Source organism: Roseomonas indoligenes (assembly GCF_017813365.1).
GTDB lineage: Bacteria > Pseudomonadota > Alphaproteobacteria > Acetobacterales > Acetobacteraceae > Roseomonas > Roseomonas indoligenes.
The window spans coordinates 18280-43142 of record NZ_JAGIZA010000024.1; the positions used below are offsets into that span (position 1 = coordinate 18280).

At 72.3% G+C, this 24863-nt stretch carries 24 protein-coding genes; 13 read left to right on the forward strand and 11 right to left on the reverse strand.

Annotated elements, in window-relative coordinates; all coding sequences use genetic code 11:
- Positions 1–29 precede the first annotated feature (29 nt).
- From J5Y10_RS24465 to ykgO, 4 genes are all read right to left on the reverse strand, one after another.
- Positions 30–1220: an FAD-binding protein gene (locus J5Y10_RS24465; protein ID WP_209376753.1), complete on the reverse strand. Its 1191-nt coding sequence runs from the start codon at positions 1218–1220 to the stop codon at positions 30–32.
- Positions 1217–2665 (reverse strand): FAD-linked oxidase C-terminal domain-containing protein, encoded by a 1449-nt coding sequence (locus tag J5Y10_RS24470; RefSeq protein ID WP_209376754.1) that lies wholly within the window; start codon positions 2663–2665, stop codon positions 1217–1219. The genes J5Y10_RS24465 and J5Y10_RS24470 overlap by 4 nt, the downstream gene beginning before the upstream one ends.
- A gap of 64 nt (positions 2666–2729) precedes the next feature.
- Positions 2730–4796, reverse strand: coding sequence for an MASE4 domain-containing protein (locus J5Y10_RS24475; protein ID WP_209376755.1), 2067 nt, complete (start codon positions 4794–4796; stop codon positions 2730–2732).
- Between the two features lie 236 nt (positions 4797–5032).
- The gene (ykgO, locus tag J5Y10_RS24480; RefSeq protein WP_209376756.1) at positions 5033–5158 is read right to left on the reverse strand and encodes a type B 50S ribosomal protein L36; all 126 of its coding nucleotides are present in this window, start codon (positions 5156–5158) and stop codon (positions 5033–5035) included.
- Positions 5159–5473: 315 nt separating this feature from the next.
- Between ykgO and J5Y10_RS24485 the strand changes: the two genes are divergently transcribed.
- Positions 5474–5803 (forward strand): hypothetical protein, encoded by a 330-nt coding sequence (locus J5Y10_RS24485; protein WP_209376757.1) that lies wholly within the window; start codon positions 5474–5476, stop codon positions 5801–5803.
- Here J5Y10_RS24485 and J5Y10_RS24490 read toward each other — a convergent pair.
- Positions 5794–7056 (reverse strand): Hsp70 family protein, encoded by a 1263-nt coding sequence (locus J5Y10_RS24490; RefSeq protein WP_209376758.1) that lies wholly within the window; start codon positions 7054–7056, stop codon positions 5794–5796. The two genes, J5Y10_RS24485 and J5Y10_RS24490, sit on opposite strands and share 10 nt — an antisense overlap.
- Positions 7057–7120: 64 nt before the next feature.
- Positions 7121–7951, reverse strand: coding sequence for a sulfite exporter TauE/SafE family protein (locus J5Y10_RS24495; protein WP_245215059.1), 831 nt, complete (start codon positions 7949–7951; stop codon positions 7121–7123).
- 119 nt (positions 7952–8070) lie between these two features.
- Between J5Y10_RS24495 and J5Y10_RS24500 the strand changes: the two genes are divergently transcribed.
- The 3 genes from J5Y10_RS24500 to J5Y10_RS24510 are packed head-to-tail and all read left to right on the forward strand — an operon-like array spanning position 8071 to position 11216.
- Positions 8071–8832: a sulfite exporter TauE/SafE family protein gene (locus tag J5Y10_RS24500; RefSeq protein ID WP_209376759.1), complete on the forward strand. Its 762-nt coding sequence runs from the start codon at positions 8071–8073 to the stop codon at positions 8830–8832.
- A 25-nt stretch (positions 8833–8857) separates the two neighbouring features.
- Complete coding sequence (gene cuyB, locus J5Y10_RS24505; protein ID WP_209376760.1) at positions 8858–9577, forward strand: cysteate racemase; 720 nt, start codon at positions 8858–8860, stop codon at positions 9575–9577.
- 52 nt (positions 9578–9629) lie between these two features.
- A complete protein-coding gene (locus tag J5Y10_RS24510; RefSeq protein WP_209376761.1) occupies positions 9630–11216 on the forward strand; it encodes an ABC transporter substrate-binding protein in 1587 nt (528 codons plus the stop codon).
- Between the two features lie 7 nt (positions 11217–11223).
- Here J5Y10_RS24510 and sugE read toward each other — a convergent pair whose 3' ends face one another.
- The 3 genes from sugE to J5Y10_RS24525 all read right to left on the reverse strand — a co-directional run bounded on the left by sugE (position 11224) and on the right by J5Y10_RS24525 (position 13097).
- Positions 11224–11544, reverse strand: coding sequence for a quaternary ammonium compound efflux SMR transporter SugE (gene sugE, locus J5Y10_RS24515; protein ID WP_209376762.1), 321 nt, complete (start codon positions 11542–11544; stop codon positions 11224–11226).
- 102 nt (positions 11545–11646) lie between these two features.
- Positions 11647–11886 (reverse strand): hypothetical protein, encoded by a 240-nt coding sequence (locus tag J5Y10_RS24520; protein ID WP_209376763.1) that lies wholly within the window; start codon positions 11884–11886, stop codon positions 11647–11649.
- Positions 11887–12026: 140 nt separating this feature from the next.
- Positions 12027–13097 carry a tartrate dehydrogenase gene (locus J5Y10_RS24525; protein WP_209376764.1) on the reverse strand — a complete coding sequence of 357 codons (1071 nt, stop codon included), beginning with the start codon at positions 13095–13097 and terminating at the stop codon, positions 12027–12029.
- A gap of 101 nt (positions 13098–13198) precedes the next feature.
- On the opposite strand from J5Y10_RS24525, the gene J5Y10_RS24530 reads away from it, so the two are divergent.
- Together J5Y10_RS24530 and J5Y10_RS24535 are read left to right on the forward strand one after the other, a co-directional pair.
- Positions 13199–14485, forward strand: a complete 1287-nt coding sequence (locus J5Y10_RS24530; RefSeq protein ID WP_209376765.1) for an NAD(P)/FAD-dependent oxidoreductase — start codon at positions 13199–13201, stop codon at positions 14483–14485.
- Positions 14486–14555: 70 nt separating this feature from the next.
- On the forward strand, positions 14556–15161 hold the full coding sequence (locus tag J5Y10_RS24535; protein ID WP_209376766.1) for a hypothetical protein: 606 nt from the start codon (positions 14556–14558) through the stop codon (positions 15159–15161).
- A 3-nt stretch (positions 15162–15164) separates the two neighbouring features.
- Here J5Y10_RS24535 and J5Y10_RS24540 read toward each other — a convergent pair whose 3' ends face one another.
- Positions 15165–16163 (reverse strand): mitochondrial fission ELM1 family protein, encoded by a 999-nt coding sequence (locus J5Y10_RS24540; protein ID WP_342453006.1) that lies wholly within the window; start codon positions 16161–16163, stop codon positions 15165–15167.
- Between the two features lie 105 nt (positions 16164–16268).
- On the opposite strand from J5Y10_RS24540, the gene J5Y10_RS24545 reads away from it, so the two are divergent.
- Entirely contained in the window at positions 16269–16994 is a 726-nt protein-coding gene (locus tag J5Y10_RS24545; protein WP_209376768.1) for an orotate phosphoribosyltransferase, read from the forward strand.
- Between the two features lie 54 nt (positions 16995–17048).
- Here J5Y10_RS24545 and J5Y10_RS24550 read toward each other — a convergent pair whose 3' ends face one another.
- Positions 17049–17669 carry a hypothetical protein gene (locus tag J5Y10_RS24550; RefSeq protein WP_209376769.1) on the reverse strand — a complete coding sequence of 207 codons (621 nt, stop codon included), beginning with the start codon at positions 17667–17669 and terminating at the stop codon, positions 17049–17051.
- A 213-nt stretch (positions 17670–17882) separates the two neighbouring features.
- Here J5Y10_RS24550 and J5Y10_RS24555 point away from each other — a divergent pair, with 213 nt between their 5' ends.
- From J5Y10_RS24555 to J5Y10_RS24580, 6 genes are all read left to right on the forward strand, one after another.
- Positions 17883–19220, forward strand: a complete 1338-nt coding sequence (locus J5Y10_RS24555) for an Nramp family divalent metal transporter (protein ID WP_245215060.1) — start codon at positions 17883–17885, stop codon at positions 19218–19220.
- Between the two features lie 75 nt (positions 19221–19295).
- On the forward strand, positions 19296–20228 hold the full coding sequence (locus J5Y10_RS24560; protein ID WP_209376770.1) for a 2-hydroxyacid dehydrogenase: 933 nt from the start codon (positions 19296–19298) through the stop codon (positions 20226–20228).
- An 11-nt stretch (positions 20229–20239) separates the two neighbouring features.
- Complete coding sequence (locus J5Y10_RS24565) at positions 20240–21373, forward strand: DUF2252 family protein (RefSeq protein ID WP_209376771.1); 1134 nt, start codon at positions 20240–20242, stop codon at positions 21371–21373.
- 32 nt (positions 21374–21405) lie between these two features.
- Complete coding sequence (locus J5Y10_RS24570; RefSeq protein ID WP_209376772.1) at positions 21406–23100, forward strand: peptide ABC transporter substrate-binding protein; 1695 nt, start codon at positions 21406–21408, stop codon at positions 23098–23100.
- A 1-nt stretch (position 23101) separates the two neighbouring features.
- A complete protein-coding gene (locus tag J5Y10_RS24575) occupies positions 23102–24040 on the forward strand; it encodes an ABC transporter permease (protein ID WP_342453007.1) in 939 nt (312 codons plus the stop codon).
- Entirely contained in the window at positions 24037–24858 is an 822-nt protein-coding gene (locus tag J5Y10_RS24580) for an ABC transporter permease (protein WP_209376773.1), read from the forward strand. Before J5Y10_RS24575 ends, J5Y10_RS24580 begins: the two co-directional genes overlap by 4 nt.
- Positions 24859–24863: the final 5 nt, after the last annotated feature.

The window sequence follows — 24863 nt, forward strand, 5'->3', positions numbered from 1 at the left end:
CAGACAGCAATGCGTGATCAGGCCCCCTATCAGACGCCGGCGCGCATCCGGCCGGGGTTCAGCCGGCCAGCCGGGTCCAGCGCGGCCTTCACGCGGGCGGCGATGGCGGCCAGCGCCGGCGGTTCCGGCGGGATCACGGCGATGGCGGCGCGCAGCGCGTCCGGTGCGCGGAACAGGGTGAAGGTGCCGCCCGACGCGCGGGCTGCCTCCATCACCGCCGCATGCGCCGATTCGGTGGCGGGACCCACCGCCCAGACGAGGCCGCCGCCCCAGTCCAGCAGGCAGCGGGCGCCGATCGCGGCCCGCAGCGCCCCCACGGCGAAAGGTGCAGCGGAGGGACGGAGGGAAAGGCGCCAGACCGCCTCCCCCTCCCCCGGCACCAGGGGCGAGGCATCGCGGATGGCGCGCCAGAGGGCCCGTGATTCCTCGCCCTCCAGCACGCGGCCGCCGGGCAGGGCTACCTGCAGGCGGCCCATGCGGTAGTTAACGGAAGCCTCCACGTCCTCCAGCCGCAGCAGGGCCAGGGGACCGGAAAGACCCGCCACCGCGGCGCCCGCCGGCAGCATCGCCGCGCCGGTGATGCCGTAGGGGCTGGTCAGGCCGGTCGAAAGGACGGCGATGCCGGCCGCCTCGTCCTCGACGGGCACGGCCAGGGTGGCGGTGCGTGCGGCGGCGGGGCCGAGCTTCAGCGTCACCTCCGTGATGATCCCGAGCGTGCCGTGGCTGCCCGCCAGCAGCTTGCAGAGATCCAGGCCGGTGACGTTCTTGTGGACCCGCCCGCCGGAGCGCAGCACCTCCCCCGCGCCGTTGACGAACCGGATGCCCAGCACGGCGTCGCGCAGGGCGAAGCCGGTGATGCGCCTGGGGCCGGAAAGGTTGGCCGCGACGAGGCCGCCGATGGTGGGGGGCGGCGCGTCCTCCGCGCCCATCAGGGCGCGCAGGTCGGGCGGCTCGGGCACGATGATCTGGTTCTTCTCCGCCAACGCGGCCTCGATCTCCGGCAAGGTCGTGCCGGCGCGGGCGGAGAGGACCATCTCCTGCGGCCGGTAGAGGGTGATACCGGTCAGGTTGCGGGTGGACAGGGTGCGGGAGGCCTGGACGGGGCGCAGCATGCCCCGCTTGCTGCCGTTCCCCTCCACCGCCAGCGGCGCGGCGGCGTTGCGCAGCGCGGTGGCGATCCCTTCCTCGGTGCCGGGCGCGAGGTCGAGGACGGCGCTCATTCCGCGGCGACGGAGAGGGCGCCGTTACCCTCCAGCGGGAAGACCTTGGCAGGATTCAGCAGCCAGTCCGGGTCGAAGGCGGACTTCACGCGGCGCTGCTGGGCGAGTTCCGGGGCGGTGAACTGCACGGGCATCAGGTCGCGCTTCTCCACGCCCACCCCGTGCTCCCCCGTCAGGCAGCCGCCCACCTCCACGCAGAGCTTCAGGATGTCGGCGCCGAAGGCCTCGGCCTTGCGGAAGCTCTCCGCATCGTTGGCGTCGAACATGATGAGGGGATGCAGGTTCCCGTCGCCGGCGTGGAAGACGTTGGCGACGCCCAGCCCGTACTCCTCGCTCATCTCCCCGATCCGGCGCAGCACGTGCGGCAGCTCCCCAGTGGGGATGGTGCCGTCCATGCAGAGGTAGTCCGGCGAGATCCGGCCCACGGCCCCGAAGGCGCCCTTGCGGCCCTTCCAGATGGCCGCCGACTCCTCCGCGCTGGTGGCCACGCGCATGGAGATGGGATCGAAGCGCGCGCAGATGCCGCGGATGCCGTCCAGGAGCACGTCCTGCTCCTCCGCGCTGCCCTCCACCTCGATGATGAGCATCGCCTCCGCATCCAGCGGGTAGCCGGCATGGGCGAAGGCCTCGCAGGCGTGGATGCAGGGGCGGTCCATGAACTCCAGCGCCACGGGGATGACGCCGCTGGCCATGATGGCGTCCACGGCCGCGCCCGCGACTTCCGTGCTGCGGAAGGCGGCGAGCATGGCGCGCTGGCCCTCGGCCGCGCGGAGGATGCGGACCGTCACCTCCGTCACGATGCCGAGCTGCCCCTCGCTGCCGGTAATGATGCCCAGCCAGTCCAGCCCCGCCGCGTCCAGGTGGCCGCCGCCAATCTCCAGCACGTCGCCGTCGACCGTGACGATCTTCACGCCGAGCAGGTTGTTGGCGGTGACGCCGTATTTCAGGCAGTGCGCACCGCCCGAGTTCATCATCACGTTGCCGCCGATCATGCAGGCGAGCTGGGAGGAAGGATCGGGCGCGTAGAAGAAGCCCTGCCCCTCCACCTCCTTCGTGATGCCGAGATTGGTGACGCCGGCCTCCACCACCGCCAGCCGGTCCTCGAAGGAGACCTCCAGGATGCGGTTCATGCGCATCATGCCGATCACCACCGCATCCGCCAGCGGCAGGGCGCCGCCGGACAGGCTGGTGCCGGCGCCGCGCGGCACCACCCGCACGCCGTTGTCCCGGCAGAAGCGCAGTATGGCGGCCACCTGCTCGGTCGAGCTGGGCAGGACGACGGCCAGGGGCATCTGGCGATAGGCGGAGAGCCCGTCCGTCTCGTAGGGGCGCAGGCGCAGGGGCTCCCCGATCACGCCGTCCCCCGGCACCAGGGCGCGGAGCCCGGCCAGGATCTCGTTGCGGCGGCCCAGCACCTCCGGCTTGGGCAGGGGCAGGGCGATCATGGGGGCGTCCTCCGGTTCTTGCTGGCCAGAATGGGATCGGGGGGCCGCAGGGGCAAGCGCGCCCTCAGTCGCCCGCGTGGCGGCTGGCCTGGCGCGCCACCCTCAGGCGGTCGGCCAGTTCCTCACGCCGATAGGGCTTGGTGAGGATGGGCACGTCGGAGGGCACGCCGTGCTGCCCGCTCAGCGCCTCGTCCGTATAGCCGGAGGTGAGGAGCACGCGCAGGCCCGCGCGGAGGCGCCCCGCCTCCACCGCCAGCTGCACGCCGTTCATGCCGCCGGGCATGACCACGTCGGAGAAGAGGATATCCACGCGGCCACTGCCGCGCAGGTGCTCCAGCGCCTCCGCCGCGTCCCGGGCGGGGATGACGCGGTAGCCGAGGTCCTGCAGGTTCTCCACCACGGCCGCGAGCACGGCAGGCTCGTCCTCCACGGCCAGCACCACCTCGCCCTCCTCCGCGCGGCGGAGGGAGGAGGCGCCGGTCGCGGTGCCGGCGACCGGCGCCTCCTGCGCGACGTGCTGTGCCCGGGGCAGCCAGATCTCCACCAGCGCGCCCCGGCCGGGGCTGGAGGTGATCTCCACGGCCCCGCCGGCCGCGCGGGCGAAGCCGTAGACCTGGCTCAGGCCGAGGCCGGAACCCTTGCCGAACTCCTTCGTCGTGAAGAAGGGTTCGAAGGCCTGCAGCCGGGTGGCCTCGTCCATGCCCCGGCCGTTGTCGGCCACCGAGAGGACGACATAGTCCCCGGCCGGCAACGGCTCCGGCAGCAGCTCAGCCGCCGCGGGCCGGGCGACGCGGGACCGGGTGCCGGTGGTGATCGTCACGCGCCCGCCCCCGGGGGGCAGAGCATCCCTCGCGTTGACGACGAGGTTCAGCACCGCGGCCTCGAACTCCCCGGGATCGACGCGGGCGGGGTGCAGCGCCGGGTCAAGCTCCAGGCGCAGTTCCGCCGCCTCGCCGAGGGCGCGGCGCACCAGGGGCTCGAACTCCAGGAGGGTGGCGTTGAGGTTCATCGTCTCCGGCCGCAGCTTCTGCCGCCGCGCGAAGGTGAGGAGCTGGCGGGTAAGCCTTGCGCCGCGCTGCGCCGCCTCCAGCCCCGCATCGGCAAGCTTCAGCACCCGGGCATGGTCCTCCGGGCGGCGCCGGATCATGTCGAAGCCTGAGGTGACGACCATCAGCAGGTTGTTGAAGTCGTGCGCGATGCCGCCGGTCAGGCGGCCCACCGCCTCCATCTTCTGTGCCTGCCGCAGCGCCGCCCCGGCCAGCGCGGCCTCCGCCGCCGCTGCCTCGGCCCGGGCGCGCAGCGCATCCACCTCGTGCAGGTAGGCCCAGAGGATGACGAAGGCGGAGACCAGCGCCTCGATCCGCCCGACATACCAGCCGACGGAGCCGCGGGAGGCCCCGGCCATGGTCAGGAAGTTGTCCAGCACCAGCAGCAGCATGGAGGCCGCCACCCAGAGGTCCAGCACCGTGCGCCGCCCCCTGGCGGCCCGCCAGACGAGGACCAGCGCGGCGATGGTGAGAAGCTGCACCGCCGGGCCGACGCCGGAGGTGGTGAGGGCCGTGTAGTCGTCGCCAGTGACCTGATGCGGCAGCCAGGGCAGTCCGAGGGTAGAGATGACGGCGGAGAGCCCGGCCGCGGAGAGGGCGGCGAGCGCGGCCAGCGCACCCGCCTTCCGCGGCATCGGGCGGTCCTGTGCACGGCGCAGCGTCAGCGCATAGGCGATGGTGCAGGCCGGCGGGCCGAGGTGCCAGAAGGTCCAGAGCCAAGTCGTCGTCTCCGGCCCCGCGCCGAGCACCCGGCCGCCAGCGACGAGGTTCGGCACGCTGAGGAGCTGCAACAGGACGATGGCGGCCGTGTAGAGCGTGCCCGCGGCGATGAGGAGAAGCGGCATTGCCGGGGCGCGCCGGAACTGCGCGAAGAGGACCCATGCGCTCAGCCCGTATGCGATGACGAGCGAGGTCTGGTGGACGAGCATGAAGCCCGGAATCGCGGGCCCGGCCACATCGGCGAAGGGCAGCAGGAACACTGTGGCGACGACCGCCAGGAGGCAGAGGCACCCGGCGGCGAGCCGCTGCCCGCGCATGGCCGGCGTGCCGGCCGGCGCCGCGGAGAAATCATACACCTTTTGCATGACGTCGCTGTCCCACCCGGCGGCACCCCGGCCGGAAGATGGCGCGCGGGCCGGGCAAGATGCATGAGGACGGCCCGGCGCGCCAGACGGCGCTCGGCCCGCCCCTGTCACAAGCTGGCCCGAAGAAGGCCCGGAAACGCCGAAAGCCGCCGGGGCAGGCCCTGGCGGCTTCGCGACGCATCCCAACCTGACGGGAGAGCCTCCGGCCAGAACCCCGGCCGGTCAGCCCTCGCCGATCAGCCCTGGCGGGCCTTCAGGCGCGGGTTCTTCTTGTTCAGGACGTACAGGCGGCCGCGGCGGCGGACCAGCACGCAGTTCTTGTCCCGGGTCTTCGCGGTCTTGAGGGAGTTACGGATCTTCATCTGTCAGCCTGGCCACACGTCGAGGGGCGGGGCGACGTGAGCCGTCCCCCGGGGAAGGGGCGCGGTATATGGGCCTCGGCGCGCCGGGTCAACCGCGCGGGCGGCGAACCATGTCGGCGCGGTGACGTTCCGTTCACCGACCGCACGGCAACATGGCCCTGACAAGGGGGCCTTCCCATGATCCAGCGCCTGCGCCGCGCCCTGCGCAGCCTTCTCTTCCGCTCCGCCTACCGGCCGGAAAGGCGGTATATGCGCGGGAACCGCGCCGCGGGCTAACCCCGAGAGCATCCGGGCGGCAGCTGAGGAGAGGACCCGATGCCCGATCCCGCCCCGCCGGAAGACCTGAAAGTCGCGCGCCAGGTGCTGCCCAGTGCCGCCACGATGATCGGCATCTGCACCACCCTCGTAGGATTGGTGAAGATCATGGAGAACCAGAGCGGGGCGGATAGCCGGGCGGACGAGCTGGGCGGGATGCTCAGCGCGATCTTCCTGGCCAGCGTCATCCTCTCCTACGCGGCGATACGCCTGGCCGGGCTGCGCACCGGCCTCAGCCAGTGGCTCGAGCGTGGGGCGGACCTGCTTTTCGTGGTCGGACTCCTGGGGATCGCCGGCCTGACGCTGCTCTTCGCCTACGATCAGATCTGATCCCGCCCCATCAGGGCCAGCCCCTCCGCCACGGAGACGAACTCGCCCCCGCCGAAGATCCTCTCCTCCCCGAAGCGGCGGGCGAACAGGGCGCGCACGGCCGGCACGAGGGAAGTGCCGCCGGTGAGGAAGACCCGGTCCACCGCTTCCGGGCCCAGCCCGGCATCGGCCAGGGCGGCGTCCACGGCGGCCTCCATCCGGGCCAGGTCGGGGGCGATCCAGGACTCGAAATCGGCCCGGGCGATCGGGGCCTCGATGGTGAAGTCCTCGTGCCGGAAGGTCAGCACCGCCTCCTCAGCGGAGGAGAGGGCGGCCTTGGCGGAGGAGACGGCTCGGTAGAGGGCGTAGCCCGCCTCGTCCTCGATCAGCTGCACCAGCCGGTGCAGCCGCTCCGGATGATCGGCGGTGCGGGCCACCTCGGCGATCTCGCGCAGGGTCTTCGGGCCGCGCATCAGGGGCAGCTGGTGCCAGCGGGCGAAGCTGGCGTACCAAGCGGGCGGCACGGGCAGCGGCTTGCCCATGATCCGGTACTCGTCCCCCTTCCCCAGCTGGGGAGAGACGACGCGGTCGATGATCCGGGTGTCGAAGGCATCCCCTGCAAGGCCGACGCCGGCATGGCCCAGGGCCGTCACCGCCGCCGGGGGGCCGGGATCGAAGCGCATGACGGAAAAGTCGCTCGTGCCACCACCGAAATCGCCTACCAGCACGGTGGCGGGGCGATCGATGCCCGCGGCGAAGCGCTGGCCGGCGGCGGCGGGCTCCAGCGCCACCTCCACCGCGGGCAGTCCGGCGGCGGCGAAGGCGGCGCGCAGCCGCGTCTCGCCGAAATCGTCGTCGGCGCCCTTGGCCGAGGGGTTCGCGCCGACGAAGCGGACGGGGCGGCCCACCACCACGCGCGCCCCCTCCATCGCCGCGCCGAAGGGGGCCAGCAGATCGCGCAGGAAGAGGGCGATAAGGGATTCCAGCGTGAAGCGGCGGCCGAAGATCCGCGTCTCCGTGAAGCTCCGCTGGGCCAGGTAGCTTTTCATGGACATGACGAGGCGGGAGGCGAGAGGCTCCTCCAGATAGGCCTCGATCCCCGCGGGGCCGGCAGCGTGGCGCGTGGCGCCGCCCTTGGGGTCCGACCAGAAGCAGAGGACGGAGCGGAACACCTCCCCCGTGTCCCGCGTCAGCGTCTCCGCCGTGCCGTCCGGGCGCAGGGCGGTGACGACGCTGTTGGTGGTGCCGAAATCGATGCCGATGACGGGCTGCATGCGCCGGGGCCCCTTCGCAAAAGGGGGCGGGTTCAACCCCGCCCGGCGCGGGATGGCAAGCCCCTCAGGTGACGAGGGAGTAGATCATCCGGACCGCGGTGATGCCGAGGAAGACCGCGAAGGCCCGCTTCAGCGCCAGCGGCGGGATGGTGTGCGCGAGATGCACGCCCCAGGGGGTGGCGAGCATGGAGGTGGGCACGATCAGCAGGCAGCCGATGAGGTTGACATAGCCCAGGCTGAAGGGGGGCAGCAGCGGGTTGCCCCAGCCGGCATAGATGAAGCCGAGCGCCGCCGGGATGGAGATGACGATGCCGAAGGCGGAGGCCGTGGCCACCGCCGAGCGGATGGAGGTGCCGAACAGGTTGAGCAAGGGCACGCCGACGGTGCCGCCGCCGATCCCCATCATGGCGGAGACGCCGCCGATGAAGATCCCGAGGATCTGCCGGAGGATGCCCGTCGGAAAGGTCTCCCGCAGTCGCGAGTCGACGCCGGTGAAGCCCATGTTGAGGGCCACCAGCAGGGCGATGACGGCGAAGACGGCCGTGAGGGTGGAGCCGCGCACCCAGATCGCGATCACCGTGCCGATCAGCACGCCCACGACCAGCGAAGGGATCATCGCCTTCAGCAGCGGCACGTCCATCGCCCCCTTCGCGTGGTGCTTGCGGGCGGACTGGATGGAGGTGGGGATGATGGTGGCGAGCGAGGTGCCCACCGCCAGCTTCATCTGCACCGCCTCCGGGATGGAGAGGAAGGGGAAGACGTTGAACAGCACGGGCACGATGACGATGCCCCCGCCCACCCCCAGCAGCCCGGCCAGGGTTCCGGAGACGAGCCCGGTGGCCGCCATGACGGCCGCCAGGGCGGCGATCCAGACGGGGTCCTGCATGTGGTCCATGGGCATGTCCTGCGGCGGAGCGGCGAGGCAGGGGCTGTAGGCCGGAACGCGCGGCCTGTCAGGCCCCGATCAGGCCGGGGCGCTGGCGCGGGGCTGCCCGGGGGCGCATCCTTCCGGCCGTGCCGCTGATCACCGACCCCTGGTTCTATGCCCTGGCCATTCCGGGCTTCCTGCTGAACGGGATCAGCAAGGGGGGCTTCGCCTCCGGGGCGGGGAACATCGCCGTGCCTGTCATGGCCACCGTGGTGCCGGCCCCGCAGGCCGTGGGGATCGCCCTGCCCGTTCTCTGCGTGATGGACGTGGCGGGGCTGCGCGCCTGGTGGGGGCGCTGGAGCGGGCGGGAAATGCGGGCGATCCTGCCCGCGGGGCTGCTGGGCGTGGTGGCCGGCAGCCTCACCATCGGGCTCTTCACGGCGCAGGGGATCAGCCTGCTTCTGGGGGTGCTGACGCTGGTCTTCCTGGCGCGGGGCATCCTGCAGCGCCTGCGCGGCGTGCTGCCGCCACCGGCGGCGCCCAGCACGCCGAAGGCCTGGTTCTTCGGCGCCGCCTCCGGCTTCACCAGCACCCTGGCCCATCAGGGCGGGCCGCCGCTGGCCATGTATCTCTATCCGCTGAAGCTGGACCGGCAGGCGCTGGCGGCCACCACCACCGTGTTCTTCGGGGTGATGAACTACGTGAAGCTGGTGCCCTATGTCGGGATGGGGCTGATCGACTGGAGCAACCTCCTCACCAGCCTTGTCCTGATCCCCTTCGCGCCGATCGGCGTCCACATGGGCATCTGGCTGCAGAAGCGGGTCAGCGACCGCGCCTTCTACAACGTGGTGTATGTGCTGCTGGCGGTCAGCGGCACGAAGCTGGTCTGGGACGGGCTGGGGGGCTGAGCGCCCACCCATGGGGAGTGATGCGATGACGGATCGGGTGCTGGGCGTCCTCGGCGGCATGGGCCCGCTGGCGAGCGCGGAGTTCATGCGGCAGCTCACCCTCCTGACCCCGGCGGAGAGGGACCAGGACCACATCCCCGCCATCCTCTGGTCCGACCCGCGCGTGCCGGACCGCACCGCCGCCCGCCAGGGGCGCGGGCCGGATCCCCTGCCCGCCCTGGTCCGGGGCATCCGGGGCCTGGAGGCGGCGGGGTGCGGCGCCATCGCCATCGCCTGCAACACCGCCCATGGCTGGATCGACGGCATGCGGGCGGCCACGCACCTCCCCATCCTGCACATCGTGGAGGCGGCCGCCGAGGCGCTGCGCCTCCAGGGGATCGGGCCGGGACCCGTAGGGGTGATGGGCACGGCCGGGACGCTGGCAATGGGCCTGTACCAGCAGGGGCTGGAGGGCGATGGCTGGGCCGTCTCGGTGCCCACGGAGGAGGAGATGGCGCGCCTCGTCTCGCCCGGCATCGCGCTGGTGAAGGCGAACCGGGTGGCGGAATCCTATGCCCCCCTGGCGGAAGCGGCGCGGGCCCTGGCGGAGCGCGGCGCGCGGGCGGTGGTTCTGGGCTGCACGGAGATCCCGCTGGGGATCGCCGCCGGCCCCGCCCTGCCCTTCCCCGTCGTGGACACGATCGAGGCGCTGGCGCTGGCGGCGATCCGCTGGGCCAGCCCGGATGCGGCGCGCGCGGCGGCCTGATCCGCCCCGCTTCTTGCATAATCCTGCCGAACCGGAAGCCGAGGACACCGCGATGAGCACCACCCGCCGCAATCTTCTTGCCGCCGGCGCCGCCATCGGCGCGGCGGGCATGCCCTGGATCGGGCCGGCCCGCGCGCAGGCCGCCGCGCCGCTGCGCTTCATCCCCTCCACGCCGCTGCCCTCGCTCGATCCCATCGTGGCGACGAGCTACGTGATCCGGAACCACGGATACCTCATCTACGACACGCTCTTCGCGACGGATGAGAACTTCCAGATCAGGCCGCAGATGGTGCAGCACTGGGAAGGCGCGCCGGACGGGCTGCGCTGGACCTTCCAGCTCCGCGACGGGCTGATGTTCCACGACAACACGCCCGTGCGGGCGCAGGACTGCATCGCCTCCATCCGCCGCTGGTCCGCGCGCGATGCCTTCGGGCAGACCTTCGCGGGTTTCGTCGACGGCTACGACGCGGTGGATGCCCGCACCTTCGCGGTGAGGCTGAAGCGGCCCTTCCCGCAGATCACGGCGGCGCTCGGCAAGCTCTCCTCCAACGTGCCCTTCATCATGCCGGAGCGCGTGGCGAGCACGGACCCGGCACGTAACATCACGGAGGCGGTCGGATCCGGTCCCTGGCGCTTCCAGACCGGCCAGTGGATCCCCGGACAGAACGCGATCTACGAGCGGTTCGCCGCCTACAAGCCGCGCGAGGAAGCGCCCTCATGGGCGGCCGGCGGTAAGGTCGCGAAGATCGACCGGATCGAGTGGCTGGCGCTGACCGAGCCTTCCGCCGCGGTGGGCGCGATGATCCAGGGCGAGGTGGACTGGTACGAGCAGCCACCGGTGGACCTGCTGCCCGTGCTGCGGCGCGACCGCAACGTCACCATCCAGAACGTCCCGCTCGGCCTCGCCCTGCTGATGCGGTTCAACCACCTGCAGCCGCCCTTCAACAACCCGAAGGTCCGGCAGGCCGTCATGACGGCCATGAGCCAGGAGGACTACATGCAGGCGGTGGTCGGCAGCCCCGACTACTACGCCGAGGCGAAGACCTTCTTCACCCCGGGCTCACCCATGTCCACCGGCGCGGGCGGGGCGGAGGCCATTCGCGGCGACATCGGCCGCGGGCGGGCCATGCTGCGGGAGGCCGGGTACAAGGACGAGAAGGTCGTGCTGCTGGCGCCGGCGGACCAGCCCATCGCCTACAACCAGTCCCTCGTGACGCAGGAGCTGCTGAAGAAGCTCGGGATGAACGTGGAGCTCGTCTCCACGGACTGGGCGAGCTTCATCGGCCGGCGGGCGAATCGCGGCGCGCCGGATGCGGGCGGGTGGTCGGTGTTCCACACGCTGTGGTCGGGCGCGGATACGCTGAATCCCGCGCTGCACCCGCTGATCCGCGCCAACGGGGCCGCCGCCTGGTTCGGATGGCCGGAGGATCAGGAACTGGAGTCGCTGCGGGACCAGTGGATCGCCAGCGACGACCTCAACACCCAGAAGACGCTCGCGGCCCGGATCGAGCGCCGCGCCTTCGAGGTGGCGCCCTATGCCCCGGCGGGGAAGGTCGAGCAGCCCATGGCCTACCGGAAGAGCCTGACGGGCATGGTCGTCTCCCCCGTCCAGTTCTTCTGGAACATGGAGAAGAGGTAGCCGCGCCTCAGGAGGGCGTGGCCAGCTTCAACCCGATCAGACCGGCCAGGATCAGGGCGGCGCTGCCGATCCGCATCGGCGTCGCCGCCTCCCCCAGCGCGAGAATGCCGAGGAGGAAGGCGCCCAGCGCACCGATTCCTGTCCAGATGGCATATGCGGTGCCGAGGGGCAGGCTGCGCATGGCCAGGGCGAGCAGCCCCACGCTCGCGGCCATGCCGGCGAGGGTGACGGCGCTCCAGAGCGGGCGGGTGAAGCCCTGGGATGCCTTCATCCCGTAGGCCCAGAGGATTTCAAGAAGTCCGGCGAGGACGAGGTAAAGCCAGGCCATGGCAGGGCCCCTTCGGATGGGGCCGGGCCGTCCCGGCGGGTCAGAAGTTTCCGTGGGGTCGTCCCCGGCGGGATCGGGCGCCCGTGGTAGCGCCCGGAAGTGTCAGTCGCACTCGCAGCCGGCGGTCGGGCCGGGATCGACGCGGACGACATGATGGTCGATCCACTCCGCGACGAGGCGGCGGGCCTCGGCCACCGAGGCCTCGGGGTGATGGATGCGGTACAGCGAGGTGCAGGCACCGAAGGCGCTGTAATCGTTCGTGCCGACGTCGCGCAGCTCACGATAGGCCGTGACGACCGCCCGCTCGCAATTGCGTGCGATGTAGCTGTAGTCGTGCCCCATCCGATCCAATCCCGTTCCCCGTGCTGCGATGTTGTTGAGAATAACTCGCAACACCTGATCGTGTTATACCGATAGCTGAACAAGCGTTCAAGTGTTCAGTGGTGACCGGGCCGCGCAAACGCCACCCGGCCGGCGAAAGGCTAGCCCCGCCCGACCACCTCGGCCAGCGCCTTTCCGACTTCCAGCGTGCCGGCATTGCCCCCCAGATCACGGGTGCGTGGTCCGCCGTCGGCGAGAAGGGACTCGATGGCATCCGTCACGGCGGCGGCGGCCTCGTGCTCGCCCAGGTGCTCCAGCATCAGCGCGCCAGACCAGATCTGTGCGATGGGGTTGGCGACACCTTTCCCCGCGATGTCGGGCGCCGAGCCATGCACCGGCTCGAACATGGAGGGGTGCGCGCGCTCCGGGTTGATGTTGGCGGAGGGCGCGATGCCGATGGAGCCGGCGACCGCCGGGCCGAGGTCGGACAGGATGTCGCCGAAGAGGTTGGAGGCAACCACCACGTCGAACCAGTCGGGGTGCTGCACGAAATGGGCGCAGAGGATGTCGATGTGGAACTGGTCGGTTTTGATATCCGGGTAGGCCTTCGCCATCTCGGCGAAGCGCTCGTCCCAGAAGGGCATGGTGAAGGTGATGCCGTTGGACTTGGTGGCGGAGGTCAGCTTCTTCCGCGGGCGCCTCATCGCCAGCTCGAAGGCGTACTTCATCACGCGGTCGCAGCCCGTGCGGGTGAAGACGCTCTCCTGCGTGACGAATTCCCGCTCCGTCCCGCGGAACATGCGGCCGCCGGAGGAGGAGTACTCGCCCTCCGTGTTCTCCCGCACCACGACGAAGTCGATCTCCTCGGGGGTGCGGTTCGCGAGCGGGGAGCGCACGCCCGGCATCAGCCGGCAGGGGCGCAGCGAGATGTACTGGTCGAAGTCCCGGCGCATGGGGATCAGCAGGCCCCAGAGGGAGACATTGTCCGGCACGCCCGGCCAGCCAACGGCGCCGAGGAAGACGGCGTCCGACTGCCGCAGTTGGTCCAGCCCGTCCTCCGGCATCATCCGGCCGGTCTTCGCATAGGTCTCGCAGGACCAGTCGTAATGGGTCAGCTCCAGCTCGAAGCCGAAGCGGCGGGCGGCGGCGTCCAGCACGCGAAGCCCCTCGGGCGTGGTTTCCTTGCCGATCCCGTCCCCGGGGACCACCGCGATGCGGTGCTTGCGCGCCATGACCGTTTCCTTCGCCTGAGGCTTGGGGTTGGTGCCCCGCAACCGGACGGCCGGCAAGCCCCTTCAACCCGGAGGCGATCGAGCGCGAGAGGGGGAACCCAATGACCGGACCGCACCGGCTGGTGGTGGTGGGCGCAGGCGCCGGCGGGCTGGACCTCGCCACGCGGCTCGCGCGCCGCGGCGTGCCGGGGCTGGTGGTGACGCTGGTGGACCGCGCCTCCTCCCATGTCTGGAAGCCCAGGCTGCACCAGGTGGCGGCGGGCACGCTGGACACGGCGCAGGACGAGATCACCTACCTGGATCACGCGGCGCGGCTGGGCATGGCCTTCCGCCCGGGCCTGCTGCGCGGGATCGACCGCGCGGCGCGGCGCATCACCCTCGGCACGGTGCAGGACGAATCCGGGCGGGACGAGGTGACGGCGGTGGTACCCTACGACACGCTGGTGCTGGCGATCGGCAGCACGGCGGATGATTTCGGCACGCCGGGGGTGCGGGAGCATGCCGTCTTCATCGACAGCCGGGAGCAGGCGGAGGCCTTCCGCGTGCAGCTGCGCCGCGCCGTGATCCGCGCCCTGGACGACCCGGCGGTGCGGGAGGTCTCGATCGTCATCGTCGGCGGCGGGGCCACGGGGACGGAGCTGGCGGCGGAGCTGCACCAGGCACTGGACCTCGCCTCCGGCTACGGCGTGCCGGACCTGCGCGGGCGCCTGCGGGTGACGCTGGTGGAGATGGCGCCGCGCATCCTCTCCGCACTGCCGGAGAAGGTCTCCGATTCGGCCACCGTCGTGCTGCGGGATCTGGGCGTGAAGGTGCTGACCGGGGCGGCGGTGGCCTCGGTGGATGAGACGGGGGTGGTGCTGAAGGACGGGAGGCGGATCGAGGCCTCCATCCGGGTCTGGGCCGCCGGCGTCCGCGCCCCCGCCGTCACGCGCGAGTTGGATGGGCTGGAGACGGACCGGGCCGGGCGAATCCGGGTGGGGGAGGATATGGTGAGCGTGACGGATCCCGCGATCCTCGCGCTCGGCGACTGCGCCGCGCTGGTCCCGGCCGGCCAGGAAAGGCCGCTGCCCGCCACGGCCCAGGTGGCGCACCAACAGGCCCGGCATTTGGCGCGGCACCTGCCGGCCTGGCTCTCCGGCACGCCGATCCCGCCTTTCCACTATGTGCAGCGCGGCTCCCTCGTCTCGCTCGGGGACTACGACGCCTTCGGCAGCCTGGGGCGGCTGGGCATCCTGAAGGGCGCCTTCATCGAGGGATGGCTGGCCCGGCTGAGCTACGCGATGCTGTACCGGCAGTTCCAGCTGGTCGTGCATGGATGGCGGGCGCCGCTGGTCTGGCTGGCGGGGGCGCTGCGGTCGCTGGCACGGCCCTCCGTGCGGCTGGACTGACCCGCGCGGGCGGGGCTTGGAAGCTTTCTGCGGAACGGGCAGACCGGCGCCGCATCGTCGAGGAGCCGGCATGAAGGCGGCCTTTGTCCTGGTTCCCGCGTTCTGGCTCGCCCTGGCTGCCGGCGTCCGTGCCCAGGAAGCACCGCCGGGGGCAACGCCAGGGGCGTCGCCCTCCTTCACCCCGTCCCGCGACGTGGCCGTGACCTACCGCATTTCCGGCGCCGGGCCGGGGACGGCGGAGATGCGGGTGGCCTGGACCGCCGCCGGCCTCTCGCGGATGGACCCGCCGGGCGCGCCGGGCTGGATCCTGGTGGAACGCGACCCGCCCCGCGCCACGATGGTGGTGGATTCCGAGCGCGCCTTCATGGAGATGCCGGCCGAGATGGCCGCCGGGATGCGGCTGGACCCGCCCCCCGGTGCCGCCCTGACGAAGGGCAAGGAGGACCGGGTGGCGGGCGAGGCCTGCACCCAGTGGGCCGGGCCGCGCCGGACAACGGTCTGCGTGACGGCCGACGGGGTGCTCCTCCGCTCCGTCTCCGCCCTGCCCAATGGGGGCGAGAACCGGATCGAGGCGATCTCGGTCCGCTACGGCCCGCAGGACCCGGCGCGCTTCCGGGTTCCGGCAGGCTACCGGCGGAAGCAGGCGCCCGCGCCGCTGATTCCCCAGAGGCGGTGACGGTCAGCCGCCCAGAAAGCGATCCCGGACGATGGCCGCCACGCGCCCGCTCTCGTCCAGCGGCGCGCGGGGCGGGGATTCGGGGAAGGACTCGAGGGGAACGGCCTGGCCGGCGGCGATGAGGCTGTCCCGCAGGGCCCTGTGGCGGGGCGCATCGGGCGGGGTGCCGGCGATGAAGACGGGCGCGGCGGTCGTCAGCGCCTCGGAGAGCATGGAGACGGAATCGCCCGTCACCACCACCGCGTCGGCCAGGGCAAGGAAGGCGGCATAGGGATTCGGCCCCTCCCCGCCCCAGCGGTGCAGCAGGCCGGGCACGCCGGACAGGCGCGCGGCCACCGCCCTCCCCGCCGCAACGCCGGTGCGCCGGCTGGTGGTGGCGAGGACGCTGCCGGCGCCGGGCAGCACCCGGTCGATGATCGCGGTCGCCTCGGCGGGGTCCATGCCCTCTCCCCGCACCGCGCCGCCGAGCAGCACGGCCACGCGCGGCCGGGGCAGCGCGGCCAGGTCCGGGCGGGATACGCGCGCCGCCTCCAGCACCGCAGGGGAGATCCGGTGGGTGGCGCCCAGGACCGTCAGGATGTTCGGGGCGGGCGCGGCGCGGTCGTGCCGGCCGATCACCAGCAGGTCGAAATCACCCGCCCCAGCGCCCGGCCGCATGCAGTGCACTGTCCGCGCCCCTTTTCGGCGCAGCCAGCGGGAGACGGGGGCCGAGCGGCGCCCGGCGCCGATCACTAGGGATGGCCATTCCGGCACGATCCGGGGAATCGTGCCGGGCGGCACGCGGGACCAGGGCCCCTCCAGCGCTGCCCGCCACAGCCCCTCCCGCGACGTCCTCGTCAGCCCGGCCAGCCCCGGCCAGGGCAGCGGCAGCCGCGCCAGGAGGCCCCATTCCAGATGAATCGTGCGAAAGGGCCGGTCCAGGCGTTCGGCGATCCCCAGCGCCTGCGCCGCCGTGCCCGCGCGCGGGTCGGCGAGGACCCAGATCCTCTCCTCTCCGCTCACCCCTGCCCCGCCCTTCCCTCGCATGGACGCGGCCGGGCCGGGCCGCTAGGGATCGCCCGATTTGCGCCGCCCATTAAGATACCGGCAGGGACGGGAGATACCGACATGGCCATGCAGCACGCCTCCGAGTGGGACCGCGACGCGGCGCTCACCACCGCCCGCATCCTCCTGGAGATCAAGGCCGTCAACTTCCGGCCGGAGGAGCCCTATACCTTCACCTCCGGCTGGAAGAGCCCGGTCTATATCGACTGCCGCCGCATCATCTTCTTCCCCCGAGCGCGCCGCGTGATCTGCGACCTGGCAGCGGAGAAGATCGGCCGGCACATCGGCTACGAGGCGATCGAGGCGGTTGTGGGCGGCGAGACGGCGGGCATCCCCTTCGCCGCCTGGATCGCGGACCGGCTGATGGCGCCCATGGCCTATGTCCGCAAGAAGCCCAAGGGCTTCGGCCGCAACGCGCAGATCGAGGGCGACGTGCCCGAGGGCAAGCGCACCGTGCTGGTGGAGGACCTGACCACCGACGGCGGCAGCAAGATCCGCTTCACCCAGGCGTTGCGCGACGCCGGCGCCATCTGCGACGACACCTTCGTGGTGTTCTTCTACGGCGTCTTCCCCGGCGCCTTCGACACGATGAAGGCGATGAACCTCAACCTGCACCACCTCTGCACCTGGTGGGACGTGCTCGAGGTGTGCCGCGAGCGCCCCTATTTCTCCGAGGAGGCGCTGCGCGAGGTGCGGCGCTTCCTGGAGAACCCGATGTCCTGGTCCAAGGCGCGCGGCGGCATCGGCAGCGCGGAGGAGGCGGTGGCCAAGGGCATCACCGCGGGCTGAGGCCGCGCTGAACCGGGAAAGGGCGGGGCCGGGCGGCCCGGCCTCCCTCTCACCCTACCGGGCCGGCGGCGCCCCCGGGGCGCCACCCGGCGAGCCGGGCATGCCCGGCATTCCCTGCATCGTCTGGTAGCCCTGCGGCACCTGGAAATGGGCAGGGTCCTGCGTGCCGTAGCGCACCTCCGTCGCCTCGATCCCGCCCTGCTGGCCGTTCGGGCCCTGGCCCGTGGCGCGCAGGGTCACGCCGTCTTCCGTCAGGCAGGCCACGCCCTGCCCCTGCGGGCCGGAGGCCGCCCATTCCGTGCAGCCCAGCCCGGCGATGGTCGCGGTGCCCCGGCGCTCGAACCGCACGCCCTCGGGCACGGACTGGGTCAGCGCGCGCACGGCCTGCGACGGCATGGGCATGAGCATGCGCTGCGCGTCCATCACCATCACCGCGGTGCCCGCCTTGCGGTCCACCAGCATCCAGCCCATCCCGCCCGGCGGGTCCACGCGCTGCTTTCCATCGGCCACCGACCAGGCCATGCGGAAGGGTTCCGGCGGCGCCCCGTTGCCGAGGGCACGGTAGGTCACGGCCACATCGCGCGTGGGCAGGGTGGCGGGCGGCGCGTTCTGGGCCATGGCCGGCAGGGCGGGCAGGACCAGGGCCGCGATCGCGGCGAGCCTGAGAAGCGGCATGCGTTGTCTCTCCATGGCCGCTCTATTGGGGTGCGCGGGCCGCGGCTGCCCAGGGATCCGCCCTGCACGATTGGGCGAGGAAAGCGCGCCCACCTGCTTGCGGCGCTGCGGCAAAGCATCCACATTCGTGCAAAGCCTTGAGAATCAATAGGATACCTGGACAGGTCTCCACCTGAACAGCTGTTCATCCATGCTCTGCAACGAGGAAGAAGGATGTCGATGGCCCGAAACGACCTACCCCTGGCCGGTCGGACCGAGGACAGCCTGAGCCTGCCGGAGGTGAACCGCAGCGTTGCCGTCCCGAATGCCGGGTCCTGGCTCCGGCGGCTGATGGCCTTCATCGGGCCGGGCTACCTCGTCGCCGTGGGCTACATGGACCCGGGCAACTGGGCCACCGCGCTCGCGGGCGGCTCGGCCTTCGGCTACACGCTGCTCACCGTCGCCCTGCTCTCCTCCCTCATGGCCATCCTTCTGCAGGCGCTCTGCGCGCGGATCGGGATCGCGACGGGGCACGACCTCGCCCAGCTCTGCCGGGACCGGTTTCCGCGCTGGGTCGGGATCCCGCTCTGGTTCCTGGCGGAGATCGCGATCTGCGCGACGGACTTGGCGGAGCTGATCGGCACGGCCATCGCGCTGCAGCTGCTGTTCGGCATCCCGCTGCTGTTCGGCGTGCTGCTGACGGCGCTGGACGCCTTCCTCATCCTCTGGCTGCAGAACAAGGGCATGCGATGGCTGGAGGCCTTCATCATGGGGATGATCGCCCTCATCGCCGGGTGCTTCGTGGTGCAGGTGGTGCTGGCGGACCCGGTCTGGGGCGAGGTCCTGCAGGGCTACCTTCCCTCCACCTCGATCGTGACGAACCAGACGCAGCTCTACATCGCGCTCGGCATCCTCGGCGCCACGGTGATGCCCCACAACCTCTACCTGCACACCGCCGTCATCCAGTCCCGGGACATCCGGCGTGACGAGGAGGGGAAGAAGGAGGCGATCCGCTTCGCCACCATCGACAGCACGGTGGCGCTCGGCCTCGCGCTGCTCATCAACTCCTCCATCCTCATCCTCGCCGCCGCGGCCTTCCACGCGAACGGCAACACGGAGGTGGCGGAGATCCAGGACGCGCACCAGCTGCTGGCGCCCATCCTCGGCACCGCGGCGCCCTATCTGTTCGCCATTGCGCTGCTGGCCTGCGGGCTGAACTCCACCGTCACGGCCACGCTCGCGGGGCAGGTGGTGATGGAGGGGTTCCTGCACATCCGGCTGAACCCGGTGGTGCGGCGCCTGCTGACGCGGCTGATCGCCATCATCCCCGCCGTGATCGTGACGGCGATCTACGGGGAGAGCGGGACGGCGCAGATGCTCGTGCTGTCCCAGGTCGTGCTCTCCCTCCAGCTGCCTTTCGCCGTTATCCCGCTGATGCTCTTCGCGGCGGACCGGAAGCGGCTGGGAACGTTGGTGGCGCCGTCCTGGCAGTTGCTGCTGGGCTGGGCCTCGGCGGCGCTGATCGTGGTGCTGAATGTGAAGCTGCTGGTGGACTTCGTGCTAGGGGATTGAGGCGGCACGGGGGGGCTGGATGGCGCGGCCTCCCCGGGCCAGCATCATCAGGTTCAGCCGAATGAGCGATCCCCGATGCCCATCCCCGTCCTCGTCCTGATCGAGTTGCTGCCGGAGCAGCAGAGGCGGCTGCGGGAGTCGGGGTTCGACCTGCACCTCGCCGCCGCGGAGCGGGAGCGGGCGGTGGCCGAGAAGGGCCCCATCTTCCGGGCCGTGCTTACCAACGGCTCCACCGGTCTCACCGCCGCCGAGATGGAGCGGATGCCGGCCCTGGAGATGGTCTGCGCCCAGGGGGCGGGGTTCGAGAGGATCGACGTCGCGGCCGCCCGGGCCCGGGGCCTCACCGTCACCCACGGCCCCGGCACGAATGACAGCTCGGTGGCCGACCACGCCATGGCGCTGCTGCTGGCGGCCGCGCGGGGGATCGTGCGGGCGGACGCGGCGGTGCGGCGGGGGGAGTGGCCGCGGCTGACACGGCCCGCGGTGTTCGGCAAGCGGCTGGGGATCCTCGGCCTCGGGCGGATCGGCGCGCAAATCGCGCAACGGGGCGCGGCCGGCTTCGGCATGGCGGTGGGCTACCACGCGCGGCAGCCCCGGGAAGGGGTGGAGCACGCCTTCTTCGCATCCCCCACCGCGCTGGCGACGTGGTGCGACTTCCTGGTGATCGCCACGCCGGGCGGGCCCGGCACGCGGGGCCTGGTGGACGCGGCGGTGCTGCAGGCGCTGGGGCCGCAGGGATTCCTGATCAACATCGCCCGCGGAACCGTGGTGGACACGGCGGCGCTGATCCTGGCGCTGCGGGAGGGCCGCATCGCCGGCGCCGCGCTGGACGTGGTGGAGGGTGAGCCGAAGCTGCCCGAGGGGCTGGCGGAACTGGAGAACGTTACCCTCACCCCGCACGTGGCCGGTCGCTCGCCGGAGGCGGTGATGGCGACGATCGGGCTGGTAATCGAGAACCTGACCGCCCATTTCGCCGGCCGGCCGGTTCTGACCCCGGTGCCCGCCTGAGCGGCCGCGCCATGGACATCCTGGAATCCGCCCGGCGCTACGAGGACGACCTGCGGGCGGAGCTGGGGCCGGAGGTGGTGGAGGAGGGGCTGACGGAGAAGCGCCGGAAGATGGGCGGCGACGATCCCTTCCCCTTCCTCCGCGCCACCTACTGGCGCTGGGCGGAGACGGTGCTGGAAGTGGCGCCGGACCTGGCCTCCGCGCCGGCCGTGCTGGCGGTGGGGGACATCCACCTGGAGAATTTCGGTACCTGGCGCGACGCGGATGGCCGGCTGGTCTGGGGCGTGAACGACCACGACGATGTGGCGGTGATGCCTTACGCGCTGGACCTGCTGCGCCTGGCGACGAGCGGGCTGCTGGCAGGCGGCGGGCGCGGTGCCGCCGCGATCGCGCGGGACCTCCTGGACGGCTACGCCGCCGGGCTGGACCGCCCCGGCCCGGCGGTCCTCGACCGCGACCGCCCCGAGCTCCGCGGGATCGTCATGGTGCCGGAGGAGCACAGGGCGGAGTTCTGGGAGGGGCTGCGGAGCAAGCGGAAGGCCTTCGAGGCCCGCCCGGCGAGGGCGCGCCCGGGGCTGCCGCCGCGCTACGAGGCGGCGCTGCGCGCCTCCCTGCCCGCCGGGGCCGGGGCGCCGCGCCTGTGGTACCGCAGCGCCGGGCTGGGCAGCCTCGGCCGCTCCCGCTGGGTGGCGGAGGCGGAATGGGCGGGGGACCGGGTCATCCGCGAGGCCAAGGGCGTGGTCCCCTCCGCCTGGGGGCGTGTGCACGGGGGCGGGCGCGCTCTGCGCTGCATGGAGGTGGCGACCGGGCGCTTCCGCGCGCCCGATCCCTGGTACCGGGTGACCGACGGCATCGCCGTCCGGCGCCTCTCGCCCAACAACCGCAAAATCGGGGCGGACAAGCTTTTCCTGCCCCCGGCGAAGAAGGGCGCCAAGGGGCCGCTGGGGCGGGACATCCTGCTCGGCACGCCGATGCTGCGGGCCATGGGGGCGGAACTGGCGGCGATCCACCTCGGCAGCGCGGGGGCGGAGGACGCGATCCGGCGGCACCTGAAGGACCAGCGCGGCAACTGGCTGGCCCGCATGGCGGCCGCGGCCGCGGCCATGGTGGGCGAGGAGCACCGGCGCTTCCGGGAGGCCCGCTAGCCCCTGCCGGGGAAGCCCTGCATCATCGGCCCATGCAGACGCCCCCCGCTGCCTTTCCCCGCCGCGCCGCGGCCATCCTCGTCTCTCTGATGGCCGGCGCTTCCCTTCCGGCCCAGGCCCAGGCCCAGGCCCAGACGCGCGACACGCTGACGATCGGAATCGCCCAGGCCACCGGCACCTTCCACCCGAACATCGAGAGCATGGCGGCCAAGGCCTATATCCTGGGCTTCGCGCGCCGGCCGCTGACGGGATACGGGCCGGACTGGAGGCCCGCCTGCTTCGCCTGCGAGGCGGTTCCGACGGTTGAGAACGGCGGCGTGGTGCTGGAGACGATGCCGGACGGGAAGCCCGGCATGCGCGTGACCTGGCGGCTGCGCGAGGACGGGCGCTGGGGCGATGGCCGCCCCGTGACCGCGGAGGACATGCGCTTCGCCTGGGAGGCGGGACGCGCCTTCGAGACGGGGTTCGGCGGTGCGGAGTTCTACCGCAGCGCCTATGAGTTTCAGTCCAGCGACCCGCGCACGGTGACGCTGCGCTTCGACAAGGTGAACTTCGAGGCGGGCAGCGCGGGCGGCTTCGAGCCCCTGCCCGCGCATATCGACCGCGCGATCTGGGAGGCGGACCGGCGCAACTACCGGTCCCGCACCGCCTACGACACGGACACGGCGAACCCCGGCCTTTACAACGGGCCCTACCGCATCGCCGCCGTGCAGCCTGGCGCGGGGGTGACGCTGGAGCGCAACGCGGCCTGGGCGGGGCCGGCGCCCGCCTTCCGGCGGATCAATGTGCGCGTGGTGGAGAATTCGGCGGCGCTGGAGGCGCAGCTTCTCGCCGGGCAGGTGGACATGATCGCGGGGGAGCTGGGGCTTTCCCTGGACCAGGCGATCGCGCTGGAGAAGCGGGCGCGCGGGCGCTTCCGGTTCGAGTACCGGCCGGGGCTGGTCTGGGAGCACCTGGACCTGCGGATGGACCAGCCGCCGCTTTCGGACATCCGGGTACGGCAGGCGCTGATGATGGCGATCGACCGCAGTCGGATCGTGGGAAGCCTTTTCGAGAACCGCCAGCCCGTGGCGGCCACGGCGATACACCCGGACGACCCGATGATCGACCGGTCGCTCGCGCCCTGGCCCTTCGACCTGGCGCGCGCGGGGGCGCTGCTGGACGAGGCGGGATGGAAGCCGGGGCCGGACGGGATCCGGCGCAACGCAGCGGGCGCGCGACTCTCAGTGGACCTTCAAACCACAGCGGGGAACCGGTCCCGCGAGACAGTGCTGCAGGTGATCCAGGGCATGTGGCGCGCGGCGGGGGTGGAGGCGCGCATTGCCAACCAGCCGCCGCGCGTGCTGTTCGGGGAGGCGCTGTCGAAGCGGCAGTTCAGCGGCGCGGTCCTGTTCGCCTGGATCAGCAGCCCGGAGAACGTGCCCCGCTCCACCCTGCACTCCGACGAGATCCCGCGGGCGGAGCGGAACTGGTCCGGGCAGAACTACCCGGGCTATTCTAACCCGGAGATGGACGCGCTGCTGGAGGCGCTGCCGCAGGAGCTGGATGCGGATAAACGGCGCCCGATGTGGGCGCGGTTGCAGGCGATGACCTACAGGGACCTGCCCGCGCTGCCGCTGTGGCATCGGGCGGAGCCGCACGTGCTGCCGACCTGGCTGGAGGGCGTGCGGCCGACGGGGAACATGTCGCCCTCCTCGCTCTGGGTGACGGACTGGCGGGTGCGCTGACGTGCTGCGGACGATCGCATGGCGGGTGCCGCAGATTGTGGCGACGCTCGTGATCCTTTCCCTCGTCGCCTACCTCGCCATCGGGGCCATGCCGGGGGATCCGATCTCGCTCGCCATGATGGCCGATCCGCGGCTGGGGCCGGAGGACGTGGCGCGGATGCGCGCGCTGCACGGGCTGGACCAGCCCTTGCTGGCGCGGTGGTCGGCCTGGGCGACGGGCGTGCTGCGCGGGGAGTTCGGCTATTCCCGCCTCTTCGCACGGCCGGCGGCGGAGGTGCTGTGGCCGGCGCTGCGGGGCAGCCTCGTGCTGCTGGGCACGGCGCTGGCGCTGGCGGCGGGGATCGGCGTGGCGGCCGGGATGCTGGCGGCGCTTCGGCCGCGCTGGCGGGGTGTGGTGGACGCGCTGGCGCTGGTCTCGCAGGCGGTGCCGGCCTTCTGGCTGGGGATCCTGCTCATCATCCTCTTCGCCGTCACGCTGGGCTGGCTGCCGGCGGGCGGGGTGCCGGATTCCGGCGGCGTGGCGGAGACGGCGCGCTTCCTCGTGCTGCCGGTGGCGACGCTCGCCATCGCCCACCTCGCGGCCTATGCGCGCCACACGGCGGCGGCGATGGCGGATGTGCTGCGTGCGCCCTGGATCACCGCGGCCCGCGCGCGCGGGGCACCGGAATCGCGAATCGCGTTCCGCCACGCGCTGCCGAACGCGGCGGTGCCGCTGCTCTCCCTGCTGGCACTGGATGCGGGCGGGCTCGTCTCCGGCGCGCTGATCACGGAAACGGTCTTCGCGCGGCCGGGCATGGGGAAGCTGCTGACGGATGCGGTGATGGGCAGCGACCAGAACCTCGCGCTGCTGGCGCTGCTGCTGGTGGCAGGGGTGACGATGCTCGCCACTCTGGCGGCCGATGTCGCGCAGCGCGCGCTGGACCCGAGGCTGGCGGCATGACGCGGCTGCGGGCGGGGCTGGCGATCCTGCTGCTGCTGGTCATCGCCGCAGTGGCGGCGCCGGGGGTGGCGGCGTGGCTGGGGGTGGACCCGGACGTGCCGGACATCCTGGCGCGTCAGGCGCCGCCCTCCGCGGACCACCCGCTAGGCACGGATGAACTGGGGCGGGACATCCTGGTGCGGCTGCTGGTCGGGGCGCGCGTCTCGCTGGCGGTCGGGGCGGCGGCGGCCGTGGCCTCCACGGTGATCGGACTGGCGGCAGGGCTGCTGGCGGCTTGGCGGGGGGGATGGGTGGATGCGGTGGTGATGCGGGTGGCGGACGGGCTGCTCGCCCTGCCCGCGCTGCCGCTGCTGGTGCTGCTGGCGGCGCTGGACCCTTCCGCGATCGGGTTGCCGCGCGGGGATGCCTCGGCCGACGTGGTGCGGATCGTGGCGATCCTCGCTCTGTTCGGCTGGGTCGGCGTCGCGCGGCTGACGCGCGCGGCGGCGATTTCCGTGCTGGCGCGGGATCATGTGCGCGCGGCGAGGGCCCTGGGCGTGGGCGAAGGGCGGCTGCTGCGGCGGCATGTGGTGCCGGCCCTGGCGGCGCCGCTGGCGGTGGCGGGATCCCTGGCGGTCGCGGGGGCGATCCTGGCGGAGAGCACCCTGTCCTTCCTCGGCCTGGGCATCCAGCCGCCGGCGGCATCCTGGGGGAACATGCTGGCGAATGCGCAGGACCTGGTGTTCAGCGCGCCTATGGCGGCGCTGTGGCCGGGGCTGGCCATCGCCCTCGCCGTGGCGGGGGCGATGCTGGTGGCGGACGGGCTGCGGGAGGGCTGAGGGGC

Bases quoted from the DNA above. Each gene is read 5' to 3' on its own strand.
- J5Y10_RS24560 (WP_209376770.1), top strand. From the start codon at position 19,296: ATGCCCATCCCCGTCCTCGTCCTGATCGAGTTGCTGCCGGAGCAGCAG.
- J5Y10_RS24550 (WP_209376769.1), bottom strand. From the start codon at position 17,669: ATGCCGCTTCTCAGGCTCGCCGCGATCGCGGCCCTGGTCCTGCCCGCC.
- J5Y10_RS24490 (WP_209376758.1), bottom strand. From the start codon at position 7,056: ATGCAGCCCGTCATCGGCATCGATTTCGGCACCACCAACAGCGTCGTC.
- cuyB (WP_209376760.1), top strand. From the start codon at position 8,858: ATGACGGATCGGGTGCTGGGCGTCCTCGGCGGCATGGGCCCGCTGGCG.
- J5Y10_RS24475 (WP_209376755.1), bottom strand. From the start codon at position 4,796: ATGCAAAAGGTGTATGATTTCTCCGCGGCGCCGGCCGGCACGCCGGCC.
- J5Y10_RS24495 (WP_245215059.1), bottom strand. From the start codon at position 7,951: ATGGACCACATGCAGGACCCCGTCTGGATCGCCGCCCTGGCGGCCGTC.
- sugE (WP_209376762.1), bottom strand. From the start codon at position 11,544: ATGGCCTGGCTTTACCTCGTCCTCGCCGGACTTCTTGAAATCCTCTGG.
- J5Y10_RS24510 (WP_209376761.1), top strand. From the start codon at position 9,630: ATGAGCACCACCCGCCGCAATCTTCTTGCCGCCGGCGCCGCCATCGGC.
- J5Y10_RS24520 (WP_209376763.1), bottom strand. From the start codon at position 11,886: ATGGGGCACGACTACAGCTACATCGCACGCAATTGCGAGCGGGCGGTC.
- J5Y10_RS24545 (WP_209376768.1), top strand. From the start codon at position 16,269: ATGGCCATGCAGCACGCCTCCGAGTGGGACCGCGACGCGGCGCTCACC.
- J5Y10_RS24525 (WP_209376764.1), bottom strand. From the start codon at position 13,097: ATGGCGCGCAAGCACCGCATCGCGGTGGTCCCCGGGGACGGGATCGGC.
- ykgO (WP_209376756.1), bottom strand. From the start codon at position 5,158: ATGAAGATCCGTAACTCCCTCAAGACCGCGAAGACCCGGGACAAGAAC.
- J5Y10_RS24565 (WP_209376771.1), top strand. From the start codon at position 20,240: ATGGACATCCTGGAATCCGCCCGGCGCTACGAGGACGACCTGCGGGCG.
- J5Y10_RS24530 (WP_209376765.1), top strand. From the start codon at position 13,199: ATGACCGGACCGCACCGGCTGGTGGTGGTGGGCGCAGGCGCCGGCGGG.
- J5Y10_RS24470 (WP_209376754.1), bottom strand. From the start codon at position 2,665: ATGATCGCCCTGCCCCTGCCCAAGCCGGAGGTGCTGGGCCGCCGCAAC.
- J5Y10_RS24485 (WP_209376757.1), top strand. From the start codon at position 5,474: ATGCCCGATCCCGCCCCGCCGGAAGACCTGAAAGTCGCGCGCCAGGTG.
- J5Y10_RS24570 (WP_209376772.1), top strand. From the start codon at position 21,406: ATGCAGACGCCCCCCGCTGCCTTTCCCCGCCGCGCCGCGGCCATCCTC.
- J5Y10_RS24535 (WP_209376766.1), top strand. From the start codon at position 14,556: ATGAAGGCGGCCTTTGTCCTGGTTCCCGCGTTCTGGCTCGCCCTGGCT.
- J5Y10_RS24465 (WP_209376753.1), bottom strand. From the start codon at position 1,220: ATGAGCGCCGTCCTCGACCTCGCGCCCGGCACCGAGGAAGGGATCGCC.
- J5Y10_RS24555 (WP_245215060.1), top strand. From the start codon at position 17,883: ATGTCGATGGCCCGAAACGACCTACCCCTGGCCGGTCGGACCGAGGAC.
- J5Y10_RS24580 (WP_209376773.1), top strand. From the start codon at position 24,037: ATGACGCGGCTGCGGGCGGGGCTGGCGATCCTGCTGCTGCTGGTCATC.